Origin of the sequence: Zavarzinella formosa DSM 19928 (assembly GCF_000255705.1) — a bacterium.
GTDB classification, from domain to species: Bacteria; Planctomycetota; Planctomycetia; order Gemmatales; family Gemmataceae; genus Zavarzinella; species Zavarzinella formosa.
Genome location: NZ_JH636452.1, coordinates 128,221 through 151,940, shown reverse-complemented (window position 1 = coordinate 151,940; position 23,720 = coordinate 128,221). Strand labels below are relative to the sequence as shown.

22 protein-coding genes are annotated in these 23,720 nt (G+C 58.4%); 14 read left to right on the top strand and 8 right to left on the bottom strand.

The window, feature by feature from the left end; genetic code table 11:
* The first annotated feature begins 164 nt into the window (after window positions 1-164).
* Both BGIM_RS0144315 and BGIM_RS0144310 read left to right on the top strand, forming a co-directional pair.
* Window positions 165-920, top strand: coding sequence for a hypothetical protein (locus BGIM_RS0144315; RefSeq protein WP_157369908.1), 756 nt, complete (start codon window positions 165-167; stop codon window positions 918-920).
* A gap of 21 nt (window positions 921-941) precedes the next feature.
* The gene (locus BGIM_RS0144310) at window positions 942-1,418 is read left to right on the top strand and encodes a DUF1801 domain-containing protein (RefSeq protein ID WP_020476017.1); all 477 of its coding nucleotides are present in this window, start codon (window positions 942-944) and stop codon (window positions 1,416-1,418) included.
* Window positions 1,419-1,476: 58 nt separating this feature from the next.
* Here the strand turns inward: BGIM_RS0144310 and BGIM_RS0144305 are convergent, their stop codons facing one another.
* Window positions 1,477-2,370: an aldo/keto reductase family oxidoreductase gene (locus BGIM_RS0144305; RefSeq protein ID WP_020476016.1), complete on the bottom strand. Its 894-nt coding sequence runs from the start codon at window positions 2,368-2,370 to the stop codon at window positions 1,477-1,479.
* 125 nt (window positions 2,371-2,495) lie between these two features.
* Here BGIM_RS0144305 and BGIM_RS0144300 point away from each other — a divergent pair, with 125 nt between their 5' ends.
* The 3 genes from BGIM_RS0144300 (at window position 2,496) to BGIM_RS0144285 (ending at window position 6,858) form a co-directional block, all read left to right on the top strand.
* The gene (locus tag BGIM_RS0144300; protein WP_020476015.1) at window positions 2,496-3,074 is read left to right on the top strand and encodes a TetR/AcrR family transcriptional regulator; all 579 of its coding nucleotides are present in this window, start codon (window positions 2,496-2,498) and stop codon (window positions 3,072-3,074) included.
* A gap of 86 nt (window positions 3,075-3,160) precedes the next feature.
* Entirely contained in the window at window positions 3,161-5,413 is a 2,253-nt protein-coding gene (locus BGIM_RS0144295) for an ATP-binding cassette domain-containing protein (RefSeq protein ID WP_020476014.1), read from the top strand.
* A 653-nt stretch (window positions 5,414-6,066) separates the two neighbouring features.
* Window positions 6,067-6,858 (top strand): bestrophin-like domain, encoded by a 792-nt coding sequence (locus BGIM_RS0144285; protein WP_020476012.1) that lies wholly within the window; start codon window positions 6,067-6,069, stop codon window positions 6,856-6,858.
* Window positions 6,859-6,892: 34 nt separating this feature from the next.
* On the opposite strand, the gene BGIM_RS55840 is transcribed toward BGIM_RS0144285, so the two are convergent.
* Genes BGIM_RS55840 through BGIM_RS0144270 form a run of 3 tightly spaced genes read right to left on the bottom strand, consistent with a single transcriptional unit; the run spans window position 6,893 to window position 9,294 of the window.
* Entirely contained in the window at window positions 6,893-7,465 is a 573-nt protein-coding gene (locus tag BGIM_RS55840) for a peroxiredoxin family protein (protein WP_020476011.1), read from the bottom strand.
* Window positions 7,462-8,769 (bottom strand): MFS transporter, encoded by a 1,308-nt coding sequence (locus BGIM_RS55835; protein ID WP_040892183.1) that lies wholly within the window; start codon window positions 8,767-8,769, stop codon window positions 7,462-7,464. The genes BGIM_RS55840 and BGIM_RS55835 overlap by 4 nt, the downstream gene beginning before the upstream one ends.
* A gap of 60 nt (window positions 8,770-8,829) precedes the next feature.
* A complete protein-coding gene (locus tag BGIM_RS0144270; RefSeq protein ID WP_020476009.1) occupies window positions 8,830-9,294 on the bottom strand; it encodes a MarR family winged helix-turn-helix transcriptional regulator in 465 nt (154 codons plus the stop codon).
* A gap of 182 nt (window positions 9,295-9,476) precedes the next feature.
* On the opposite strand from BGIM_RS0144270, the gene BGIM_RS55830 reads away from it, so the two are divergent.
* Entirely contained in the window at window positions 9,477-9,836 is a 360-nt protein-coding gene (locus BGIM_RS55830) for a c-type cytochrome domain-containing protein (RefSeq protein ID WP_029631954.1), read from the top strand.
* 12 nt (window positions 9,837-9,848) lie between these two features.
* Here BGIM_RS55830 and BGIM_RS55825 read toward each other — a convergent pair whose 3' ends face one another.
* On the bottom strand, window positions 9,849-10,508 hold the full coding sequence (locus BGIM_RS55825; protein ID WP_202947401.1) for a hypothetical protein: 660 nt from the start codon (window positions 10,506-10,508) through the stop codon (window positions 9,849-9,851).
* A gap of 107 nt (window positions 10,509-10,615) precedes the next feature.
* The gene (locus BGIM_RS0144255) at window positions 10,616-11,380 is read right to left on the bottom strand and encodes an SDR family NAD(P)-dependent oxidoreductase (protein WP_020476006.1); all 765 of its coding nucleotides are present in this window, start codon (window positions 11,378-11,380) and stop codon (window positions 10,616-10,618) included.
* 327 nt (window positions 11,381-11,707) lie between these two features.
* Between BGIM_RS0144255 and ypfJ the strand changes: the two genes are divergently transcribed.
* The 4 genes from ypfJ (at window position 11,708) to BGIM_RS0144230 (ending at window position 16,277) form a co-directional block, all read left to right on the top strand.
* A complete protein-coding gene (gene ypfJ / locus BGIM_RS0144245; protein WP_020476004.1) occupies window positions 11,708-12,589 on the top strand; it encodes a KPN_02809 family neutral zinc metallopeptidase in 882 nt (293 codons plus the stop codon).
* Between the two features lie 180 nt (window positions 12,590-12,769).
* Entirely contained in the window at window positions 12,770-13,645 is an 876-nt protein-coding gene (locus BGIM_RS59415; protein WP_157369906.1) for a protein kinase family protein, read from the top strand.
* Window positions 13,646-13,796: 151 nt separating this feature from the next.
* On the top strand, window positions 13,797-14,864 hold the full coding sequence (locus BGIM_RS0144235; RefSeq protein WP_020476002.1) for a DUF3500 domain-containing protein: 1,068 nt from the start codon (window positions 13,797-13,799) through the stop codon (window positions 14,862-14,864).
* A gap of 135 nt (window positions 14,865-14,999) precedes the next feature.
* Entirely contained in the window at window positions 15,000-16,277 is a 1,278-nt protein-coding gene (locus tag BGIM_RS0144230) for an outer membrane protein assembly factor BamB family protein (RefSeq protein ID WP_029631952.1), read from the top strand.
* A 17-nt stretch (window positions 16,278-16,294) separates the two neighbouring features.
* Here the strand turns inward: BGIM_RS0144230 and BGIM_RS0144225 are convergent, their stop codons facing one another.
* On the bottom strand, window positions 16,295-18,547 hold the full coding sequence (locus BGIM_RS0144225; protein ID WP_020476000.1) for a S9 family peptidase: 2,253 nt from the start codon (window positions 18,545-18,547) through the stop codon (window positions 16,295-16,297).
* Between the two features lie 265 nt (window positions 18,548-18,812).
* On the opposite strand from BGIM_RS0144225, the gene BGIM_RS0144220 reads away from it, so the two are divergent.
* The 4 genes from BGIM_RS0144220 to BGIM_RS0144205 all read left to right on the top strand — a co-directional run bounded on the left by BGIM_RS0144220 (window position 18,813) and on the right by BGIM_RS0144205 (window position 21,061).
* Window positions 18,813-19,079 (top strand): hypothetical protein, encoded by a 267-nt coding sequence (locus BGIM_RS0144220; protein WP_157369905.1) that lies wholly within the window; start codon window positions 18,813-18,815, stop codon window positions 19,077-19,079.
* Window positions 19,080-19,112: 33 nt separating this feature from the next.
* Window positions 19,113-19,691 (top strand): RNA polymerase sigma factor, encoded by a 579-nt coding sequence (locus BGIM_RS0144215; RefSeq protein WP_020475998.1) that lies wholly within the window; start codon window positions 19,113-19,115, stop codon window positions 19,689-19,691.
* The gene (locus BGIM_RS0144210) at window positions 19,679-20,560 is read left to right on the top strand and encodes a hypothetical protein (RefSeq protein WP_020475997.1); all 882 of its coding nucleotides are present in this window, start codon (window positions 19,679-19,681) and stop codon (window positions 20,558-20,560) included. Before BGIM_RS0144215 ends, BGIM_RS0144210 begins: the two co-directional genes overlap by 13 nt.
* Before the next feature lie 114 nt (window positions 20,561-20,674).
* Complete coding sequence (locus BGIM_RS0144205) at window positions 20,675-21,061, top strand: RidA family protein (protein ID WP_020475996.1); 387 nt, start codon at window positions 20,675-20,677, stop codon at window positions 21,059-21,061.
* A 181-nt stretch (window positions 21,062-21,242) separates the two neighbouring features.
* Here BGIM_RS0144205 and BGIM_RS59410 read toward each other — a convergent pair whose 3' ends face one another.
* Window positions 21,243-23,588, bottom strand: a complete 2,346-nt coding sequence (locus BGIM_RS59410) for a PAS domain S-box protein (protein WP_020475995.1) — start codon at window positions 23,586-23,588, stop codon at window positions 21,243-21,245.
* Between the last annotated feature and the right edge of the window lie 132 nt (window positions 23,589-23,720).

Sequence of the window (23,720 nt, the reverse complement as noted above, 5' to 3'; positions counted from 1 at the left end):
GCGTCTGGCGCAAGCGGACGACAAAGCCTCCAGGAAAAGGAAAATGAACAAAGCGAGCCGATGATTGGCCTGAAATCACACGCACCTTTTTCTTCAGTTCAAAGGTTGGAATGCTCATGAGCACACCGTTCCCCAAGAAAGCGACTGTCTGGACGGGAGCCATCATGGGTGGGATTGTCAACGCCGTCATGTCGGCGAAAGACCCGGGTTTTGGTTTCAGAGGTTGGTCACGTAATACCTATGTCCTCAGAGGGGGTGATGGCCGTGACGGGGCAATTACCTTTGCGAGCGGCCATTGGTATCCCGATGCCCCCTTGGCGGGAGCTTTTTTCGACGTTCACGGAAGGAATTTCAACGACAATGCCCTGTTGGAACACTGTTTTCTCGGTTGTCCGGCGTATCAGCGATCCCTCGCGAACGGCGGCGCGCTTCGATATCTGTTATTTGACGGACCAAAGGACATCCAGGTAACGGCGGCCTTTTGGGACGATGGAGACCGAGTCATCGCATCGGATAATTGGGACACGCAACTTGCCAATGGCGTGGACTTGATAACCGCAGAATTGATGGAAGACCATGATGTCGCTCTTGCCGCTTTCCAAGCGGATTACGATCTATCCGAGGAGCAGTCTGCATTTGTCCAATCTGTCTTCAAGCGGAAACTGGCCCGCCCCGCCGACTACTTTGAACTATCCCGCGATGAAGCGGCATGGCTGGAGTCGACATTTGAAGACCCGAAAATCCGTTATGATCAGTTGGACAAGCTCGGATTCAAAGGGCCGGATACCGATGGCAATTCCAATTCGCCGAAATGGTGGCATTCGATCGACACGGCGGCGGAAGCTCAAAAAGCAATGAAGCAATGCCGTGAGCAGTTTGCCGAGATGGGCATTGATTTCCCGGAGAAAGAAGCGTTGTAGCCACATGAGAAAGAGACGGTCATGAAGAAGAAAAAGAGCGACCCGAAGGCAGAACAAGTAGAAGAAGAATCTCCTTCTCAATTGATCGATACGACAATCAAGAAACTGAGTGACTGGCGGGGCGAGATGATTGCTCGGGTTCGGATGATCATCAAGCAGGCCGATCCGGAGGTGGTTGAGGAGGTAAAGTGGAGGAAGCCGTCAAACTCGATGTTAGGGGTTCCGGTGTGGTCGCATGGCGGGATTATTTGCACCGGGGAGACGTACAAGAATGCCGTGAAGCTGACCTTTGCCAAGGGGGCCTCGCTGGAAGATCCTTCCGGCCTTTTCAATTCCAGCCTTGAAGGCAACACACGACGGGCAATTGATTTGCATGAGGGCGACACGATTGATGAAAAGGCACTGAAGGAGCTGATTCGTGCCGCCGTGGCGTTGAACACATCAGTACAGACAACCGCCCGCCCGGCCCGCACTCTGAAGAAACCAAAGAGCGTTTGAGCGTGTTCTTCTGGCACGGATGTCTTTCTGTTTCAGTATTTCAGAATACCGCATCTGATCAAGCTCGGATATCAACGCCGATTCCGTCCAACTCCGTCAACGTTTGGGGCGTCAGCGACAACTGCCCGGCGGCCAGATTCTCGCGCAAATGGGCGACCGATGAGGTGCCGGGGATGAGCAGGATGTTTGGCGAGCGGTGCAGCAACCACGCCAGCGCGACTTGCATTGGCGTGGCCCCGAGCCGGGTCGCCACATCGGAGAGGGTGGACGATTGCAACGGCGTGAACCCGCCAAGCGGAAAGAACGGCACATAAGCGATGCCCTGCCCGGCCAGTTCTTCAATCAAAGCGTCGTCCTGACGGTTGGCCAGATTGTAGTTGTTCTGGACGCAAACGATATCCGTGATCGACTTCGCTTCGGCCACTTGGGCAGACGTGACATTGCTCAAACCGACGTGACGGATCAGCCCCTTCTTTTGGAGATCGGCCAGCGCAGTCACCTGTTCGGCGATGGAACCTTCCTTAGGGCCGTGAATCGACCCCATCGCGCGATAGTTGACGATGTCGAGCGCATCCAGACTCAGATTGCGGAGGTTGTCGTGGACGCCGTCGGTTAGTTCTTGGGGCGAAATGGCCGGTTGCCACGATCCGTCGGCCGGGCGGCGCGCCCCGAGCTTGGTGACGATCACCAACCCCGCCGGGTACGGGTGCAGGGCTTGCCGGATGATCTGGTTGGTGATGTGCGGGCCGTAGAAATCAGCCGTGTCGATGTGATTCACGCCGGCCGCGACTGCCTCGCGGAGAACAGCAACGGCGCCCTCCGGGTTCTTGGGCGGCCCCCACACGCCGGGGCCGGCGAGTTGCATCGCGCCATAGCCCACCCGGCGAACCGTCAGGGAGGTGCCGGGAAACGTAAACGGGCCGCCGAGCGTGGATTCATTCGCTTTGCTCATTGTCCTGCTCCTTTCGAGTGGCAAACGAGATTTTCCGGATAACTAACTAACCGGTTAGTTTAGCATTAGACTTGTCTAACCGGTTAGTCAAGCGGTAGGATTGAAAAAACGAAAAGGGCCATTCGATGCGGAATGCCGAGGCGACACGCGAACGAATTCTGGAGGCGGCCACGGCGGAGTTTTCCGCGTATGGAATTGCCGGCGCGAGGGTGGATCGCATCGCCAAGAACGCCGGGTGCAACAAAAACCTGATTTACATCTACTTCGAGAACAAGGAGACGCTTTTCACGACCGTTTTGCAGAAGCATCTCGCCCGAGCCTTTGAGGAAGTTCAATTCACCGCCGACGATTTGCCGGGTTACGCGGGACGCCTTTTCGATTTCGCGATGGCCAATCCCGATCTGTTTCGGCTGATGACTTGGTTCGGCTTGGAACAAAAAGCGAACGAGCCAACCGCGCGAGGCGCGGCCAAGAACGCCAAACTCGCCGCCTTGTTGAAGGCGCAAAACGCCGGTCAGGTCGGGAAGACTTTCTCGCCGGGCTTCATCCTGACGGCCATCATGGCAATCGCCACGGCCTGGACACCGGCAAACCCCTATGGTCCGCTGATTGACCCCGACGCGCTGAAGCGGCAGGCCGCTTTGCGACGGAGTATCGCCGAGGCGGTGCGGCTTCTCACGGAACCCAAAGCGGACGCCGACTGAACTCACAAAATCCGCGCCGACTGGCCCGATGCGCCGTTAAATCATCCAGATTGGTGAAACGGAACGAGACACCTCTTGAGGAATGGATGATGCCCCAGGAATACATCGAGATTCGCGGTGCCCGCGAGAACAATTTAAAGAATGTTTCGTTGCGGATTCCCAAACGCAAGATCACGATTTTCACGGGTGTATCCGGTTCCGGGAAGTCGTCGATTGTGTTTGACACCATCGCCAACGAAGCCCAACGACTGTTGAACGAAAACTTCAGTCTGTTCATCCGCAATTTTCTGCCTCGCTATCCCCAGCCCGAGGCGGATGCCATCGAAAACCTGAGCATGGCCATCGTCGTCGATCAACGACGGCTGGGCGGCGGCTCCCATTCGACCGTGGGGACGGTCACCGATATTTACAGCATCCTGCGCCGCCTCTATTGGCGAGTCGGCCAGCCGTTTGTCGGGCCGGTCAACGTCTTCAGCTTCAACGACCCGCAGGGCATGTGCCCGAATTGCAACGGGCTTGGCCGCAAGCTGGGCGTGGATATGGACAAGTTTTTGGACAAATCCAAATCGCTCAACGAAGGGGCCATTCTGTTCCCGGAATATGCGGTGGATTCATGGGGCTGGAGCCTCTGCATTCAAACCGGATTGTTCGACCCGGATAAGAAGCTTGCCAAATACACTCAAAAGGAAATGGACTTGCTGTTGCACAGCGAGCCAATGAAGGTCAAAACAAAAGTCGGCGCCAAGGATATCAACCTGACCTTTCAAGGCATCATCGCCAAATTTGAATCCAAATACATCAAGGGTGATGTCAAAACAATGTCGGAGCGCACGCAAAACGCCGTCGCTCCGTATATGACCATCGGCCCGTGCTCTATCTGCAAGGGCGCGCGACTCAGCCAGCCGGTCTTGCAATGCAAGATCGAAGGCCGCAACATTGCGGAACTGGCCGGCATGGAGATTGCCGAATTGATCGAGTTCGTGAAGGCCGTCAAAGACCCGATTGCCAAACCGATTATCAACACACTGGCGGAACGCCTGACACACCTTGTGGACATCGGCCTTGAATACCTCAGCCTGAACCGTGAAACCGACACGCTCTCCGGCGGGGAATCCCAGCGTATCAAGATTGTCAAACATCTCAGCAGCAGCCTGATGGATGTGATGTATGTCTTCGACGAGCCGAGCGTGGGCATGCACCCGCGAGACGTGCATCGGATGAATGAATTGCTGCAAAAACTGCGGGACAAGGGCAACACCGTCATCGTCGTGGAGCATGATCCGGACGTGATCAAAGTGGCTGACCACATCGTCGATGTCGGCCCCCATGCCGGGCGGTTGGGGGGCGAGATCGTTTTCGAGGGCAGCTATCAAGATTTGCTGTGCGCCGACACGTTGACCGGAAAACACATCAAACAAAAGATTCCATTGAAGGATGAATTTCGCAAGCCAAAAGGCAAATTGTCTGTCAGCAATGCCAATGTGAATAATCTGAAGAATCTCAGCGTGGATTTCCCCACCGGCGTGTTGACGGTGTTGACCGGCGTGGCGGGTTCGGGAAAAAGCTCGTTAATCAACCAAGTCTTCTTGCGGCAACATCCCGACGCCATCGTCATCGACCAATCAGCCGTGGGCGTTTCCAGCCGATCCAACCCGGCCACTTACACAGGTATCTTGGATGATGTGCGCAAGGCGTTCGCCACGGCCAACAAAGTCAATGCGTCGTTGTTCAGTTTCAATTCCAAAGGCGCCTGTGAAAACTGCCAGGGACTCGGCGTAATCTACACCGACCTGGCTTTTCTGAGCGAAGTGAAAACACCTTGCGAAGTCTGCGGCGGCAAGCGTTTCAAGGACGAAGTGCTGGCTTATCAACTGAATGGCAAATCCATCAGCGACGTGCTGGCCATGAACGTTCGGCAGGCGCTGGAATATTTCAAAATCAAGGAAGTGCTTCGCAAACTGCAAGCGATGAGCGATGTGGGGCTGGATTATTTAAGCCTCGGCCAGCCGCTCAGCACGCTCTCGGGCGGAGAATGCCAGCGCATCAAGCTGGCCAGCGAACTGCACAAAAAGGGCAGCGTCTACGTGATGGACGAACCCACCACGGGCTTGCACATGTCCGACATCAGCCACCTGCTGGCCGTCATGAACCGTCTGGTGGACGCGGGCAACACGGTGATCGTGATCGAGCATAATCTCCACGTCATCAAAAACGCCGACTGGATCATCGACATCGGCCCTGAAGGCGGCAGCAAAGGGGGCACGATCATGTTTGAAGGCACGCCCAAGGATTTGCTCAAGGCGAAGCAATCGCTTACCAGCGAGTATCTTCGAGGCTGATCCGGCCTCGTGTGGGCGATGAGAGATGAGAGCAATCACCTCACTAATCAATTTCTCATGCCGCACGGATCGGTCTTTCTGTTTGCCCCTTTGGGCCAAATCAGTATTTGGGCCATGTGGCTCTTTTCAACCGGCCCGGAATCAACTTTGGGCGACCATATTGGGCCATGAAAAAGACTGCCAAAAGGCCCCGGATTACTCCAAAATCATTAGGCGATGTGTCGATTTGCCGGGGGTTTTGAAAAATGGTGTTCAGTTGGCCCACTGGTTTTGACCACCTGGGTGGGTGTCCAACTGTCCAAAAATGGTCGCCGGAAGGGTGTTTTTCACAGTTTTCGGTCACTTTTGGAGCCGATTTTGACCGGTTTTGAAATCCGGAAACTCCAAGTTCTGTAGCGTGTTGCTCGCCGGAAAACTCCGGCCTGTTTGCGTTTTTTGATCGCAAAATGAAATTCCACCCTCGCGAGTAACGTGTGGGGCGTTTCCCAACCTTGCCCCGTGAATCATTCCCGATGGCGCGGGGCGCGGAACACGGCCGTTCAATAGGATGGCAAACATCACCAGTTCGATGGCCGCCGACCGGCCAATCCCCCATTGTGCGATTGATCTTCCGGTCTGCGTCTTAAAAATCCGACGAGGGAAGCGACAAGCCCATGAGCGACCTGATCCGAAACGAACCGACATGGCTTCTGATTTCGATCATGCTGGCGGCCATGACAATCTCCAACGTGATCGGATATGTCGTCGGCAAACGCCATCGGTTCGGAGAGTCCGAGCCGTCTCGAAACGTTTCCAACATGCTCAAGGGAAGCGTGTTTGGGCTGGTCGCCTTGCTCATGGGCTTTTCTTTCTCCATGACCGTCAGCCGGCACGACAACCGGCGAAAAGTGGTGTTGAGCGAGGCGAACGCCATCGGCACCTGCTATTTGCGGGCCGGATTGCTCCCCCCTTCCGACCGTGATCGAATTCGAGAGACGTTGCGACGATACGTGAGCGTTCGGCTGGAGTTTTACGAAAAAGGCATCGACCCGGCGGAAAACCGGCAGGCCACCCAAGAGATGGGCCGCCTGCTCGACGAACTATGGGAGCGAGTCGAGGCGGCCGTCAAAGCAAACCAGCAAACCGCTTTGACCAGCCAGATTGTGCCCGCCACCAACGAAATGATTGATTTGGACGGAACGCGAGCGTGGGCAGACGACAGCCATCTGCCCATGCCGATTCTCGGCCTTTTGGTCGCATGCGTGATCGTGTCGTGCCTGCTCATGGGACATTCATCGGGCCAGGCGGGGAAATGTCACGCGGGGCTGTGGCTGTCATTAAACGTCTTGATGGCTCTTGTGTTGTTCGTGATTCTGGATTTCGACCGCCCGCGTCGCGGACTGGTGCGGGTCAATCACGAGCCATTGATCAAACTTCAAGCCTCTATTCAACCTTCCGGAAAGTAACCGCCCGAAGAGTTTGTGTTGAATGCGGCTCCGATCAATCAAGGGGACAACCCGAAGCAAGGGTGGCTGGCGCATCGGGGAATTGCAGTGAAAACGGCCGGGCGCCGGTGGCAGTGGCGATTTGCGAACCAAGCTCTTGCAGCATCCCGGCCGAGTAACCCGGCCAGAGGCGGCAGATCGTTTTTCCGTCAAGTGCCAGCGCCGTGTAGGCCGAGCGTTTGGCTCCGAAGCCGCGCGAGATCGAGCGGTCGGCATCCGCGATCACCAGATATGGCGTTTGATGTTCGCGCTGCCATTCAATCGCCTCTTGGTCGTCACCAGCCACGACGCCGATGAAATGAGCCTGTGATCCGCAAGCCCTGAACAACTCATGGGTCTGTTGTTCATAGGCTTCGCTGCACGGGCAGCCCGGCAGAATGAAGATCACCACCGTCGGGCGATCGGAAGCCATCCCCGGCAACGCGGGAATCTCACGCCCGGTTTCGGCTTGGGCAGAGTCGGCCATCCACGGGGTCACGGGATGACCGGTGCCCGGTTGAATCAGGAAGGCGGCTGCCATCGCGGCGGTCGCGGCGACCAATAACGCAGTCGTGGAAAAGCGTCTCATGCGACGGCCTCCGCCGGGGAAATTGCTTCCGGTTCGGGAAGAGGTTCTTCCTTGGAAACCGACACCGGCCGGCGAATTTGCAAGACCATCGCGGCGGTGACCAGACAGAGCGCCCCCGAGGTGAGAAACGCCCGTTCGTAATTGCCGCTCCATGAGCGGATGGCCCCGGCTCCGAAAGCCGCCACGGCCGCCCCGCACTGGTGGGCGGCCACGATCCAGCCGAACATGATCGCGGCCCGCGCCCGCCCGAACGTGTCTGCCGTCAGTCGCACGGTCGGCGGCACGGTGGCAATCCAGTCAAGACCGTAGAAAACGGCGAAGATCGTCAGGCCCCATGAGGCATCCGCCAGCCCGAACGGCAGGCAGATCAGCGACAAGCCGCGCAAGGCGTAATACCAACTCAATAAAGTCCGGTTATCGAGGCGATCCGACAGCCAGCCGGAGGCGGTGGTGCCCGCCAGATCGAACAGCCCCATCAATGCCAGCAACCCGGCGGCGGTCACTTCGGGAATCCCCTGATCCAGACAGGCAGGAATCAAATGGGTGCCGATCAGCCCGTTCGTACTGGCTCCGCACACGAAGAAACTCCCCGACAACAACCAGAAATCGCGAGACCGAAAACCATCGCGCAATCCGCGAATCGCCTCCAATGCCGGATTGGCCTTGGGGACTGCAATTGAAACCGGTTCGAGTTCGCCGCCATAGGGACCGACCCCCAAATCCGAGGGGTGTTCCCGCAGAAACAACGCCACCAGCGGAATCACCAACACCAAAGCCCCCGCCACCAGAAAGGCGGCGGCCCGCCAGCCAAAGTGTTCGACAAGAGCGGCCATCAACGGGAGGAAGACCAGTTGCCCCGTGGCCGAACTGGCGGTCAGCACGCCAAGGACCAACCCGCGACGGGTGACAAACCAGCGATTCACCACCGTGGTCGCCAGAACGAGCGCCGTCATCCCCGTGCCCCCGCCAACGACCACGCCCCACAACATCACCAATTGCCACGAAGCCGACATGTGGGTGGTCAGGCTGACACCCGCCGTCACGGTCGCCAATGAAATGAGAACCGTTTTGCGAACGCCGAGCCGGTCCATCAACGCGGCGGCGAACGGGCCAATCAGGCCATAAAGGAACAGATTGACCGAAACCGCCACCGAGATCGTAGCCCGGCTCCAGCCAAATTCCCGTTCAAGCGGCACAATCAACACGCCGGGGGTTGAGCGCACACCCGCTGTAGCGAGGAGAATAAGAAACGTCGCCCCGGCGACAGTCCAGGCCGGGTGGAGGCGACGGGTAGTGGCGAGCATCAATATCCCCTTCGTTGAACCGCAAAATACTTGTGCATACATGTTTTTCAGGCAAAACAATCAAATCTCTGACGCGGTTTGGGCCACGCTTGGCAACACCGCGAAAAGCGTGGCCCAAACGGCCTCCGGCATGGCCTGACGCAACCGCTCTTGGGCTTTCAACCACGCCGGGCGGGCTTGCGCGAGTTTGGCTTTTCCCGCCTCCGTGATCGACACCCGCTTCTCCCGCCGATCAGCGCCGGGTCGGATGGACACCCAATCTGATTGATGAAGCACAGCCAACGCACGGGTTAGCGAGGTTTCTTCAAGAAATGTCATCTCACTCAGATCGCTTTGACGAACCTCGCCCGACCGGCTCAGCGCGCTCAACAGGGCATATTGGGTGACCCGCAGGCCGGTGTCACGAAATTCCGTGTCGTAGATCCGCGTCACCGCCCGAGAGGCCCGCCGGAGAGCCGTGCAAAGACAGGGTGTGGCTGTCGGGGTGGAAGCCGAATTGGCCGGTGAAGAATGTGAATGGCTCATGAAAGATGTATATGCAGGCAAAACTTCCCGGTCAAATGCAAAATCATGCAAGCCTTTTCCGGGGAATGGAAATCATCGTCCGAATGATTTTCCTCGACTCGGCCAAACCTATGCTGTATAGAAACCTCACTTCTCTCCACCCTCGTTACTCATCAAATTCTCGACGGAGTTTGCCAGTGTTGATGCGCGTTGCCTTCGGTTTGGTGTTTGTCTTCGGTTGCTTGAATTCCGCCTCGGCGGCCGATCCGAGTTACACCAAGGATGTGAAGCCGTTTTTGACCAAGTATTGCATTGAATGCCACTCGGCCAAACAGGCGAAAGCCGGTTACAATTTCGATGATTTTGCCGGGCTGACCAAGGCAGGCAAAAAGGGGGCCGCCGTGGTCCCCGAGAAGCCGGAAAAGAGCATGTTGGTACTGACGATGACCGGCGGGGCGAAAGCGATGCCGCCGAAGAAGGCCCCGGCCAAGCCGACGAAGGAAGAAATTGACATGGTCCGCGATTGGATCACGAAGGGCGCCAAGGACGACACGAAGAAATAATCGCCCGGAAAATCAGTCGTCCAGACTCACCGCTTTGCCGAGCATTTCCTGCCACTGTTTCTTCTGGGCATCGGTGAGAAGGGCCTCGATTTTTCCCTCATGTTCTTTGCGAATCTTCATCACTTTGGGCCGGATTTCCTCGGGATTGCCGCCCGAGCGGGCCTCTTTCATCAGTGGCTCGACTGTCTTCTGAAGTTCTTTCACCACGGCCATGAATTTCATGACCTGTTCGTCCGTGATTTGAAGTTCCTTCCGGATCTCCGGCTGGCCCAAGGCGAAGGCCCCCTCCAACTGAAGTTCGATTTGCCGCAATCGCTTGAGTTGGTCTTCCTTCAAGGTCGCCTTCAAAAATGCGGCCAGTTTCTCCCGCACTTTCGGGCGATACTCGGCCAGTTCCTTCTCCCGTTCTTCCTGGCCCAGCCCTTCCAACTTCTGGAACAACTTCATGCCGTCCCGAAGCCGTTCCTCAAGCTCGTCTTCGACCTTTTTCTTCTGCTCATCCGACAGTACCAGTTCTTCCTGCACCTTGCCGCGAAAGACGACAAACTGCTTGCCGAACGCCTCCTGAAGATGCCGCCGGGCCGCCTCCGGGGCCTGGCCTTCCGACGCGGCCGCCCGGCCGGTGACGGCAACCAACATCGTGGTGATGACAATAACGGCCACGTTCCTCATGTCTCTCTCCCTGACTGTCAGAAACGGCGAATCCCTCCCCATTTCAGCCCGGCGTCGGGCATTGTCAAGACCATGCTTCGATTTGAAATCCGGGGTGCGGGCGGGTTTCACAGGAACATGCCGCCAGAGGCTTCCAAGCGCTGGGCGTTGACCCATCGGCCCTCATCAGAACACAGAAAGACCACGACCCCGCTGATGTCATCCGGCTGGCCGACTCGGCCGAGGGCGGTTTGCGAGGCCAGGAAATCCTTCACGCCGGGGCGCTCAAACGAGGCCGAGGTGAAATCGGTTTCCACCACCCCCGGAGCGACGATGTTGGCGGTGATGCCGCGTGAGCCGAGTTCTTTCGCCAGATACTTGGTCAGCACCTCCATCGCCCCTTTCATCGAGGCGTAGGCCGAATATCCCGGAGTGGCGAAGCGAGTCAGCCCCGTGGAGGTGTTGATAATGCGGCCGCCGTCGGCCAGCAACGGCAGCATCTGTTGCGTGAGAAAGAATGTGCCGCGAAAGTGAATATTCATCAGGCTATCGAATGCCTCCTCGCTGGTTTGCGCGAACGGGCTGGTGATGCCAACGCCCGCATTGTTGACGAGAAAATCAAAATTCTTCCGGCCCCAGGTCTTTTGCAACGCCTCGGCCACCGCTTCGGAGAACTGCCCGAGCTGCTTCGTGTCGGCGACATCCAAGGGTAGCAAGACCGCCTTGCGGCCGAGTTGTTCGATTTCCGCGACGACGGCTTCTCCTTCCTGCTTTTTGCTGCGATAGGTGAGGATGATGTCGGCGCCATTCCGAGCCAGCCGCAAAGCAGTGTTGCGGCCAAGCCCGCGACTGCCGCCGGTGACGAGGGCGATTTTGTTTGTGAGCCCGTTCATGCGGAAACCCTTTCGTTTGGGGAACACAACTTACGTTTTGTTTTGCATGACAATATCGTTGCCGTTCGCTGGCTCAGTTATATTTACCCAACACAAAGAGAATGTTTGCAAGAGCTGCTGATGGATTTTGAAGGGTTAGCCATTGAAATTCATGGCATTATCCGTGTTCATCTGTGACTGAAAATTCTTCTGTTCTTCACTTTTCTCACCCCGATCCGCGGCCATCACCGGTTGCGAACTGGAAGCGTTGGACCGCGTGTCTAAACTAAGTTCGTCCGTTGGGACATAACCACAAACTTCGACTCTCGATCTTGGGGAGATGCCGATATGCAGATGTCAGATGAAACAGAAAGTGAAAACGTGGAAGACCGTCGCGGCATGGGCGGCCCGATGGCGGTCGGCGGCGGCCTCGGCGGCCTGTCCATCATCGGGATCATCATTTTTCTGATCCAAGGGGGCGACCCCAAGCAGATTCTGGACAAAGTGCAGCAACAGCAAGGGGCGCAGCAAGGCCATGTTTCCGCGAAGCAGAACGACGCGGAAAAGGTGTTTGTGAGCAAGGTGTTGCATCTCACCGAAGATGTGTGGGAAGAGCAGTTTCGCGAGCAGGGGATGCGGTACAAAAAGCCCAAATTGGTCGTCTTCAACGGAGTGACCAACACGGCCTGCGGTCAGGGCGAGTCGGCAATGGGGCCGTTCTACTGTCCGGGCGATCAACAGGTGTATATCGACCTCGACTTCTTCGCCGAGTTGCGAAAACTGACCGGAACCAGCGCTGACTTTGCGCGGGCGTATGTGATCGCCCACGAAGTCGGCCACCATGTTCAGAACCTGATGGGTTACAGCCAGAAAGTGGATTCGCAACGGGGCCGTGTGAGCAAGGAAGCCATGAACCAACTCTCGGTGCGGCTTGAACTTCAGGCTGATTACCTGGCCGGGGTGTGGGGGTATCATGCGAACAAGCAGAAGAAAATCCTCGAACCCGGCGATATCGAGTCGGGTTTGCAGGCAGCCCAAGGCATCGGCGACGACAAGTTGCAGCAGGGAGCCGGCCGGGCTGTTCGGCCGGAAAGTTTCACCCACGGGACATCCAAACAGCGGGAGTTTTTCCTGAAGACGGGGCTTCAACGGGGCGATGCCTCGAAGAAAACACTCGATTACTTTTTCACCGTGCCCTACGAACGGCTGGGACGTGATTTTCCGGAATAAGAAGTGTTTGATTGCTCAATTCCAAGCGAGGTTGCGCAAGCAAGGGAAACCCCGCCGGTTGTGACGAATCCCCTGAAAACAGGCCACGGAGCGTAAGGCCGAATCCCCGAAGACGACGTACCGCGATGGCCGATGGAGGATGGCCCGCGGTATTTGCCCCCAGAGTTCGGGACGATTTTCATGGCTACCTTGCCCCTGCATGCGAAGAAGTCCAAACCCCGGCCGCCGATCTTCCGCGCCCTCGGGGCAAGCGAACCACCGCCGGAAATCGACGTGGACGGCCAGCCCTATTGCCTCCTTGAACTGCTCAAGCACGATTCCTGGGCGGCGACGGCCATCTATCGCGGTCTCAACAAGTCGATCATCTGCAAGTTCAACCGTGTCCAGCCGATTGGCTTCATCGACATGAAATGGCTGGGCAAGCGTCTCGCCGACCGGGAACGCAAGGCCCTTGAACGCCTGGCCGATCTGCCGAATTTGCCGCGTCCGTGCCGGGAAGTTCGGGCCAATGGCCGGTTATTGCCGAATGCCGCCGCGAGGGAGTTTTTGAACGGGCACCCGCTCACCTCCGGCGAAGTGGTGAACAGCGGTTTCTTCCCCTCGTTGAAGACGCTCCTCGCGGCCATGCACCATCGCGGGCTGGCCTATGTCGATCTGCACAAGCGGGAAAACATCATCGTGGGGGATGACGGCCGGCCGTACCTCATTGACTTCCAGATTTGCTTCGACGCCACCAACCCCCGATTGCGCTGGATTCCGGGTGTGCGGACGCTGTTGAGCTATCTGTGCCGGTCGGACGATTACCATTTGTTGAAGCACGTCATCAAACACCGCCCCGATCAGGCGGCCATCGCCGAACGGGAACTGGACGCCGTCCGGCCGTGGTGGATTCGCGCCCACCGCGTGGTCGCCAAACCGTTCCGGCAACTGCGCCGGAAGTTGCTGGTGAAAACAGGCGTCCGCACCGGCATCGGCATGGCCAGCTCGGAACAATTCGCCGAAGACGCCGTCCGCCGCGAAATGGCCCTCCCGGCGAAAGCCCGGCAGGCGGCGTAAGGGAAACGACAACCGCGAGGTGTTGATTCCCCCTGATTGATGCCCCTCCCATTGTCATTTGAAAAATAATCCGTGCGGTTCTCTGATGATGATCGGGTAGAATCGGGCTGTTTTGAAAAACACCCGATCCGCTCTCTCTCCAGGGGACGTCATGCGGCACGACTCGAACCGGAATGGTCCCGATCATCAAGGTGCTCTTGATCGCCGGGGATTTTTGTCATCCCTGGCGACGACTGCGACGGCGGTGGCCGTCGGCGGGCCGACGCTACTGAAACCAACATCGGCATTGGCCGCGCCGAGCGCGAAGAGCGCGGCGGAAACCGCCGTCAAGGTTTTCCACGACACCCTCACCGACGCCCAGAAGAAAACCATCTGTTTCGCCTGGGACCACAAGCATCCCGAACGGGGCCTCCTTCGCACGCACATCTCGAATTTCTGGCACATCACGGAACCGAAGTTGACAAGCAACTTCTACACGAAGGACCAGCAAACGATCCTGTTCGACATCTTCAAGGGCGTGTTCAACCCCGACTGGCATGAGAAGATGATCAAACAACTCAAGGACGACCACGACGGCAAGCCGTGGGGGGCCGGTCTGACTTGCGCGATCTTCGGCCAGCCGGGAACGGACCAGTTTCAGTTTGCGATGACCGGCCGGCACATGACGATCCGCGCGGATGGCAACAGCGCATCCCACGTCGCGCTCGGCGGCCCGATATTCCACGGTCACGCGGCCTCCGGCTACACCGAGAAAGTCCATCATCCGGGCAACATCTTTTGGAATCAGGGGGAGCAGGCCAACAAGGTCTACGCGATTCTCGACGGCAAACAGCAAAAATTGGCCCTCGTGGAACACCGGCCGAAGGACGAGTTCACCGTCCCCTTCCGGGGAGCCGACGCGAAGCTCGACGGGCTGCCTTGTTCGGAAATGTCAGGTGATCAGAAAGACGCGGTGAAGAAGACGCTGGCGAGCCTGCTGGAACCTTACCGCACCGAGGATCGGGACAAGGTGATGGAGTGCCTCAAGAAGCAGGGGGGCCTCGACAAGTGCCGGCTGACGTTCTACAAGGACGGCGACATCGGCAACGACGGCGAATGGGACAACTGGCGTCTGGAAGGGCCGTCGTTCGTCTGGTATTTCCGGGGACACCCGCACGTTCACATCTGGATCAACGTAGCCGACGACCCCTCTGTGCCGCTCAATGCCCAGAATTTCTGATCTGACGGCCCGCCCGCCCGGTTCGTGAGAGCCGGGAAAAGCGGCCAACGTGAAATGTCCATGTGGAAATAGGCCGCGACAAAACCACCGACGACAGGTTCCCGAGTGTCTTCCGATAACCCTTTTTTGATTCGCGTGCTTTGCTTGTTGCTGGCGGCGACGGCCTGCCACTGTCAATCGCACGCGGCCGATTGGCCGTTCTGGCGAGGTCCCGCCCGCGACGGCCACACAGAGGAGTCTTCCCGCTGGTCGAAGGAAGCCTGGCTTCCGGCCGAACCCGCCTGGCGGGCGACTTTGGGTGTCGGGGCCAGCAGTCCGGTTGTCGTCGGCGGGCAGGTCTTTTTGCTCGGAAATGCCGATGGACGGGATGTTCTTCGCTGTCTCTCGGCCGCCGATGGCAAGGAGGTTTGGTCGGTCAATTACGCCTGCAGATTGTACGGCCGGTTTCACGAAGGGGACGAGGGGATTTATTCCGGGCCATCCTCCACGCCCGAGTACGACCCGGCCACCAAATATCTGCACACCCTCAGCGCCGACGGTCATCTCAACTGTTGGGACACCCGCCAGAACGGGAAGAATATTTGGAAGCGAAACTTGTACGACGATTACCAAGTTGGTCGCCGCCCGAAACTCACGCGGGCGCCTCTTCGGGATTATGGGTACACGAGCAGTCCCCTTGTGCATGGCGACTGGTTGCTGGCGGAAGTCGGTTCCACGAAGAGCGGGACGGTCATTGCGTTCGACAAGATGACCGGCAAACAAGTCTGGGCCTCGGAATTGCGGGACGAGGCCGGTCACACCGGCGGGATGGCCCCCATGCGGGTGGAGGGCGTGCCGTGCGTGGCCGTCGTCACCCAGCGGAATCTGGCCGTCATCAGGCTTGACGGGGACAAGGCGGGGAAGACGGTGGCCGTCTTTCCTTGGGTCACCGATTTCGCCAACAACATCGCCAGCCCGGCCGTGCGCGATGACTGCGTGCTGGTCACGGCCGCCTACAACCAAAACTCGATTTGCAAGGTGAAGTTCACCCTGAAAGAAGCCCGCGAATTATGGCGGCAAAAGTTCCCCTCCAAGGTTTGCACGCCGGTCATTCACAAGGACCATGTGTATGTTGCCTGGCAAAAAGTGCGCTGCCTCAGTTGGGAAACCGGCGAATTGAAATGGGAGGGGGGAACCATCGGCGATCCCGGCTCTTGCATTGTGACCGCCGACGACCGGCTGATTGTTTTCGGCAAAAATGGCAAACTGTCGGTCGTTGAAACGGCCGTGCGGTCGCCCGCGAAATATGAGGAGTTGACGGCCGTGGACGGTTTGTTCCGCTCGGCCGCCTGGCCCCATGTCGCCCTCTCGGATGGCCGACTGTTCTGCCGTGATCGCGAGGGCCATCTGTCGTGTTTTGTCCTGCCCCGTTGAACCGACATTCGTGCCGGTCACGACTTCGGCCCGGCCGGCAGATGCTCCGTCAGGTATCGGGTCAGCAAGCCGTACAGATGCCGCGAGGTGTTTTTGCCTTCGTTGATCGAATGCGAACGGTTGGGGTAAGGCATCACGGTGAACGTCTTGTTCTCCGCAATCAGCAGATCGACCAGTTTCTCGGCCCCCTGATAATGGACGTTGTCGTCCCCGGTGCCGTGGACAATCAGCAGGTTTCCCTTCAACTTCGCCGCGTGGGTCAGTGGCGATCCCTCCTTGTAATCCTCGGCGTTGGCCTGCGGCAGCCCCATGTATCGTTCCTGATAGATGGTGTCGTACAACCGCATGTCCGGCACGGCGGCGACAGCCATCCCCGTGTGGTACAAATCCGGGTGGCGGAACAGTAGATTCAGGCTCATCGACCCGCCGCCGCTCCAACCCCACACGCCCAGCCGGGCCGGGTCGATGTAGGGTCGCTTGAGCAGTTCGCGGGCCGCCGCTGATTGGTCTTGCGAAGCCAGTGTGCCGATCTTGCGATAGACGCTCTTGCGCCAATCCCGGCCTCGCGGAGCATGAGTTCCCCGGTTATCCACGCTGGCCACCAAATAACCCTGCTGGGCGAGCATCAAATGCCAGAGGTAGTTGTTGCCGCCCCAGCGATCAACCACCGTTTGCCCGGCCGGTTCGCCGTAGACGTGGAATAGAATCGGATACTTCTTCGTTTCGTCAAATCCTGGTGGCTTCATCAGCCAGCCGTCCAGTTGGATACCGCCGCCGATATCGACTTTGAAGAACTCAACCGGCGTTCGGGCTAATTTACCCACGGCGGCCGCCAGTTTGTCGTTGGTCTGCAGCGGGCGAACCGGCGTGTGTTTGGCCAGTTCGATCAACCGGGTCTGCGGGGGAACGCCGAACTTGGAGTGTGTCCAGATGGCGAAGTCATTGTCCGGCCGGACTTGGTAGTCATTCCAGCCGGTTTGGTCGGCCGGGGTCAGCCGTTCCGGTTCCCCGGTTTCTTTCAGGGATGTCCGGTAGAGGTATTGCCTCGTCGCCTGATCGGGGGAAGCGAGGAAGTAAACACAGTCAGCCTTTTCATCAATTTTCAGCACGCGAATCACATCGAACGCCCCGGCGGTGACCCGGCGAATGGTGTTGCCATCGCGGGAAACGACATAGAGATGCCGCCAGCCGTCGCGTTCGCTGATCCAGGTGAACGCCTTGCCGCCATCAATCCAATGCAAAGCGTCGTCGTTCATGTCCAGCCAGGCCCCGTCGCGTTCGGTGAAGACCGTCCGCACCCGCCCGGTGTCCGGGTTGGCCAGCATCACATCGTTGGAGTTTTGCAACCGATTAACCCGTTGCAGGACAATCTCCGTTGGGTTCTCCGCCCACTCCATGCGCGGAATGTAGTAATCCGTTTTGGTGTCCCCCGGCACGTCGAGCCAGCGGGTCGGCCCGCCTGTTGCGGAGACAACGCCCGTTCGGCAGGCCGAATTTCGTTCGCCGGTTTTGGGGTAAGCGAAGGTCGTCAATTTCGGATAGTTCCCGCCGGTGTGGTCGATCATCGTGAAGCGGGGAACGCCGCGAGTGTCAAGCTGCCAATAGGCGATCTGCTTGCCATCGGGACTCCAGCGCCAGCCATCGCGGCAGTCGAATTCCTCCTCGTAAACCCAATCGAAGGTTCCGTTGATGATCTCCTCCGAACCATCAGCCGTGAGCTTGACGGCGGCCCCGCCATCGGCCGGTTCGACAAACAGATTATTCTCCCGGACATAGCCCACGGCTTGCCCATCGGGGGAGAGTTTGGCGAACATCAGGCTGGAGGGTTTGGCGTCGCCGCCGAGCTTGACGAGTTTCCCGGTCGAACGCCGGAACGTCCAGTAATCGCCCCGCGTGTTTCGGCGCCAGACACGGGCCGAGTTGGTGAAGATCAGCGCCAGATCAAGGTCTTTGGAAAACGCAAAATCTTGCACTTTCAGAGGCTCTTTCGCCCCCGGCAGAATCAGTTTGTCCACGGGGATGAGAAGGGTCTTTTTTCCGGTCGCCGCCTCCACTTGAAACAGTTCGCCGGCTCCTTTGAACTTGGTCGACGGCTCCAGTTCGGCATAACTCTTCGCATCGATCCACCGAAACGGCCGTCCCGGTTCCGGGCGAAAGTCCTCCGAGGAGAAGATGCGATCCAGTGTGAGACGCGCGGGATCGGGGTCTTGGCCCCAAGCGAGGCCGCCGATCAACAAACCCAGAAGCGGTAACAAACGGCAAAACGCCATTCCGATCTCCAAAGCGAGCCGGGGGAGCGAGTGGTTGGATCGTCGGGAACCCATACGGGTGAAGAGTTTGTGTCCGAGAACGACCGTCAGCCCCCATCATGGCGAAAAAGCCCCGTGAGGGCAAGGTGTCGATGGCAAATTGCTATTTCGATTCGCCGGAACTGATTTTTTCACAAATACCAAAGAAGATTTCCCGGCGGTCGCCGTTGTGCCTTCCGTAACCAACAACACACTTCCCCAAATGCGGGAAACGGGAGACACGATCATGAAAAAGTTCATCATTCTGGCGGCGGTTTTGGCCCTCTTCACCGGTTCGGCCTCGGCCACCGAATACGGGCACGAGTACAAGAAGGCGGTGACCTACAAGACGGTCACCGTTTATGTGGAAAAGCAGGTTCCATACACGGTCAACGTGGTGAAATACGACTCCTACGGCCACCCGTACACGGTGACGGTGACGAAGCACAAGATCATCCAAGTTCCGGTCCAAAAACAAGTTCCGGTTTATTCGCATGGCCGGTCGTATGAATGAGCAACCGCCATGTGTGAAATTCAAAGCTTGACAATGTCCCCTGCGGCGTTCATCCTCATCAGGATGAACGCCACTCCTCCCACGGATGAGGAACTGGTTTCCCGTGTGTGCCGGGACCAGTCTGCCTTTGAAGAATTGCATCGCCGGTATGACGCCCGGTTGCGTGGATTCCTCAAAACGCTCAATCATTCCCCGTCCGCAATCCCGGATCTGAGTCAGGAAACCTGGCTCAAGGTGTACACCCATCTTGGCAAGGGCAATCCCTTCGAGGGGAACTTTCGAGGCTGGCTGTTTCGCATCGGCGAGAACACGGGCAAGGACATGCTGCGGAAACGCAAGGCCCTGCCGCTGGCCGACGATGCCGACCCGGCCGAGCGGGATCAAAAATGGCGGCCGGACGCCGAGGACACCGCGCAACTGCAACATTGCTTCGGCGATCTCTCCGACCGTGAACGAGAAGTGGTCCGGTGGCGGCTGGAGGGGCAGTCCAGCCAGGATGTCGCCAACACGTTGCAAATCACGCCCGAACAGGTGTATGCCACCTTTAACCGGGCCAAAACCAAACTTCAAACCTGTCTCGGAGCGACAAAGGACCAATCGTGTTCGCCATGACCATCCCGGACGATCCCGTCGAACTGGCCCGGTGGCTTGAAGACGCCATCGTGTCCGGGGACGTCGCCCGCCTAGCCTCGGAACTCCGGGTGATTCACGGCGATGTATCGGAGTCTTCGTCGCTGGAAGCCTACGAAATCCATTTGCCTCAAGCGGAGCAATCCGGGTTGAAAACACTCCCGGCCCATCTGCTGCGTCGGTTGCTGATCCGGCCCGGTGATTTGTTGGAACTGGCCAAGTATCTATTGATGAACGGCGGGGCGTATTGGGATGCCAAACTCAATGCCGTGCCGGACATGACGGACGATGTCGCAGCCGGTTGGGAGCGCCTTAAGCAAGCCTTGCCGCCGGTGGAAAGCGTCAAACCGGCCGGAAAATCCGGGTTCGGGAAGTGGGTGATGGCCGGTTCCGTGTTCGCGACGGCCGCCGCCATATTAATTGCCGTGTTTGTGCTGAAACCCTTCGGGGACAAATCGCAAACCGGCCCGGAAGTGGCTGCGGCATGGGGCTGGCAAAAGCCGGACGCCTTCGCCCCGGCTCCCACCCGCGAGGAATATCTGAACCGGCTGGCCGACTCCGCAAACGAATGGTTCAAGAAACGCCCGGAGGACAAGGCCGCCCTCGCCAAACGCATCGGCGAATTCCGCCAGGGCTGCACCGCCCTGCTGACGGCCTCCCACGAACCCCTCCCCCCCGCCGACCAAGCCTGGCTGAAGGAACGCTGCGCCCTCTGGGCCGCGAAACTGGATGAACAATTGCAAAAACTGGAAGCCGACCCGGCCACCGACCCCAAACAAATCCGCGATTCGACGGACACAATTGTCACCAACCTGATGACGGCCATCCGCAAACGGGCGACTCCGGTGTGAGGGGTAACAGTTATCTCTTGTATTTGTTTGGACTTCTGGAACGGGAGGCTATGAGGTTGACATCAGCCGCGCATCTTTGAAAATGTTCTTCTTTCCAACACCATCAGGGCCAACATGGAACGACAGAATATCTCGACCGGCAGCAAGTGGGAACCGATCATTGGCTATTCGCGGGCGGTTCGCGTGGGGCAGTTTGTGGCCGTCTCCGGAACGACGGCCAGCGGCCCGGACGGGAAGTTTGTCGGCGAGGGGGATGTCTACGCCCAGACGGTGCAGATCCTCAAGAACATCGAGACCGCGCTGGGCAAGGCCGGGGCGAAGATGTCCGATGTCGTCCGCACGCGGATTTTTCTGGTGAACATCGCCGAGTGGGAACTGGTGGGCAAGGCACACGGCGAATTCTTCGGCGAGATTCGTCCGGCCACCGCAATGGTCGAAGTGCGGAAACTCATCTCCCCGGAAATCCTCGTCGAGATCGAAGCCGACGCGATTATCCAGTAAAAGAGAAGCGAAGAGAAAGAAAAGACTTCACGCAAAGCTCGCAAAGGGGACGCAAAGTTCGCCAAGAGTCGACGAAATAAATGATGACTCCGGGGCCGGATGATTCGAGAATCATTTTTCGTTGACTCTTGGCGAACTTTGCGTCCCCTTTGCGAGCTTTGCATGAAGTCTTTTCTTCGCTTCAACCCGCCACACCGGCTGGTTTCATCGTGTGCAGGCTGACGGGCTCCAACACTTCGCGGACCTTGCGACTCAGGGATTCGTGCGAGAGGGGTTTGTTCAGGAAAGCCACATTTTCGTCCAGCACGCCGTGCCGCAGGATGGAGTCGTCCGTGTAGCCGGAGACGAACAACACCCGGATGCCCGGAAGGATGGCCCGGACCCGGTCGGCAAGTTCGCGGCCGTTCATCAGGGGCATCACCACATCCGTCAACAAAAGATGAATTGGTCCGTGGTGTTCGCGGCATAATCGCAAGGCTTCCAAACCGCCGGCGGCTTCGATCACTTGATAGCCAAGCGTTCGCAGCATCCCCGCCGTCACGTTTCGCACACCGACATCATCCTCGGCCAGCAGCACGGTTTCCTTCCCGAGCATGATCGAGGAGCCAAAGCGACTTCGGCCCTCCGGTTCCGCGGTCGGGGCTGTGCATCGCGGGAAGTAGACGCGGAAGGTCGTCCCGCGATCCACTTCGCTGTCGCAGGTGATGATTCCCTCGCTCTGTTTGACAATCCCGTACACCATCGCCAGGCCGAGGCCGGTTCCCTTGCCCATTTCCTTGGTGGTGAAGAACGGCTCGAAGATGCGGGACCGCGTTTGCTCGTCCATGCCGCAACCGGTGTCCGCCACCTCGATCATCACATACTCGCCGGCCTTGGCGTCTTCTTCAGGCGGCCGGTCGAAAGTCACATTGCCGGTGCGGATGAAAATATCCCCGCCGTCCTCCATCGCGTCACGGGCGTTCACGACGAGGTTCATCAACACCTGCTCGATTTGCGACATGTCGGCGTTCACGAAACCGAGATCAGGGTTCAGTTCCAGTTCGATCTCGATGTCTTCGCCGATGAGCCGGGTGAGCATCTTTTCGGTGTCCGTCACCACCGAATTGAGATTGAGACGGACGCGGGCCTGAATTTGTTGCCGCCCGAACGCGAGCAGTTGCCGGGTGAGGGCCGAGGCCCGTTCGCCCGCCTTGCGAATTTCGCGGACTTGTCCGGCCGTGCGGTTCGGGTCTTGGGTGTTCAAATTGCGGAGGATCATCTCGCTGAAACCGTTGATGACGGTCAGCAAATTGTTGAAGTCGTGGGCAATGCCCCCGGCCAGCCGGCCGACGGCCTCCATCTTCATGGAGTTTTGCATGCGACCCTCAAGCCGTTTCCGCTCCTCAATGCTCCGGGTGACGGTGATGACCTCCATCACGTTCCCCATCTCGTCATGCACGCCTCGGGCGGTCGTCTCGCACCACACATAAGAACCATCCTGGCGGAGGGAGCGGTGGGCGTATGTCTGGATCGCCGGGGCCGAGATCACCCTCTCCAGAATCTCGACCATTCGCGGCAAATCCGATTCCCACACAAAATCCCGGATATGCCGGCCAGTCATTTCCTCCGGATCGATTCCGAACAACGTGTGGCTGGCGGGCGAGACATACAGATATTCGCCGTCCAGATTGATCCGGCTGATGAGGTCGGTGGCGTTCTCGGTGAGGAGGCGATAACGGGCCTCGCTCTCCCGCAGGGCGTCGTTGACAAACACACGATCACTGACATCCATCATCACGCCGTTCCAAAGCGTGCCCCCGTCGGCCTGTTTCGCGGGAATGGCCCGCAGGCGTATCCACTTTAATTGCCCGGTTTTGACGGTCTGGCAACGGAACTCCAAATCCCAAGGCATCATTGTCCGGAAAGATTCATCCAGCGTGTCCCAATAGACGGGCAGGTCTTCCGGGATCACTTGAAACTCGCCCAGCATGGCCCGCTGGTTGGTTTCCTCGGGCGTGAGTTCAAGCAGTTCCTCGACTCCCCGGCTGATGAACGGGAACGATTTGCGGCCATCCTTTCCCAGCCGGAACTGGAAGACGGCCCCCGGAATGTTGTCGCTGATGGTGCGAAGTTGTTCTTCGCTGGCCTTTTTCGCCTGCTCGGCAGCCCGCCATTTGGTCACGTCGTGCAGCAGGATGACACAGCCGATTCGCCGGCCATAGTCGTCACATAATGGCCGGAAGTCCGCCTCGACCCACAGGGTGACACCATCGCTTCGGGTCATCTGCCATTCGCCGGAGGCTTCCTCTCCGTCGATGGCGCGTTGGATCAACGGCAATTGAATGGCAATTGTTCTCGCCGGGATGAGTTCGAGGTAACACCGGCCAAGCGCATCGGGGGCCGGCCGGTTGTGCAATTCGGCGGCACCGTCGCTCCAGAACCCGACCACGCCGATGGGGTCGAGCATCACCACCCCGTCCCGAACGTGCATGAACAGTTGGGCAATGCGGGCCTGTTCGGAAGCGGTGGATAAGAGGGTCGGTCTCATGCCTGCCAAGGTAAAAAAGTTCGGGGGACGCCTCAACCATAGGCCACCGGCCGGTCAAAACACACCACTCGCCGGGCGCCAACCCCTAGCGGCTGACACTGCGGCGTGAAACCTTTTGCGAGAACTGATATC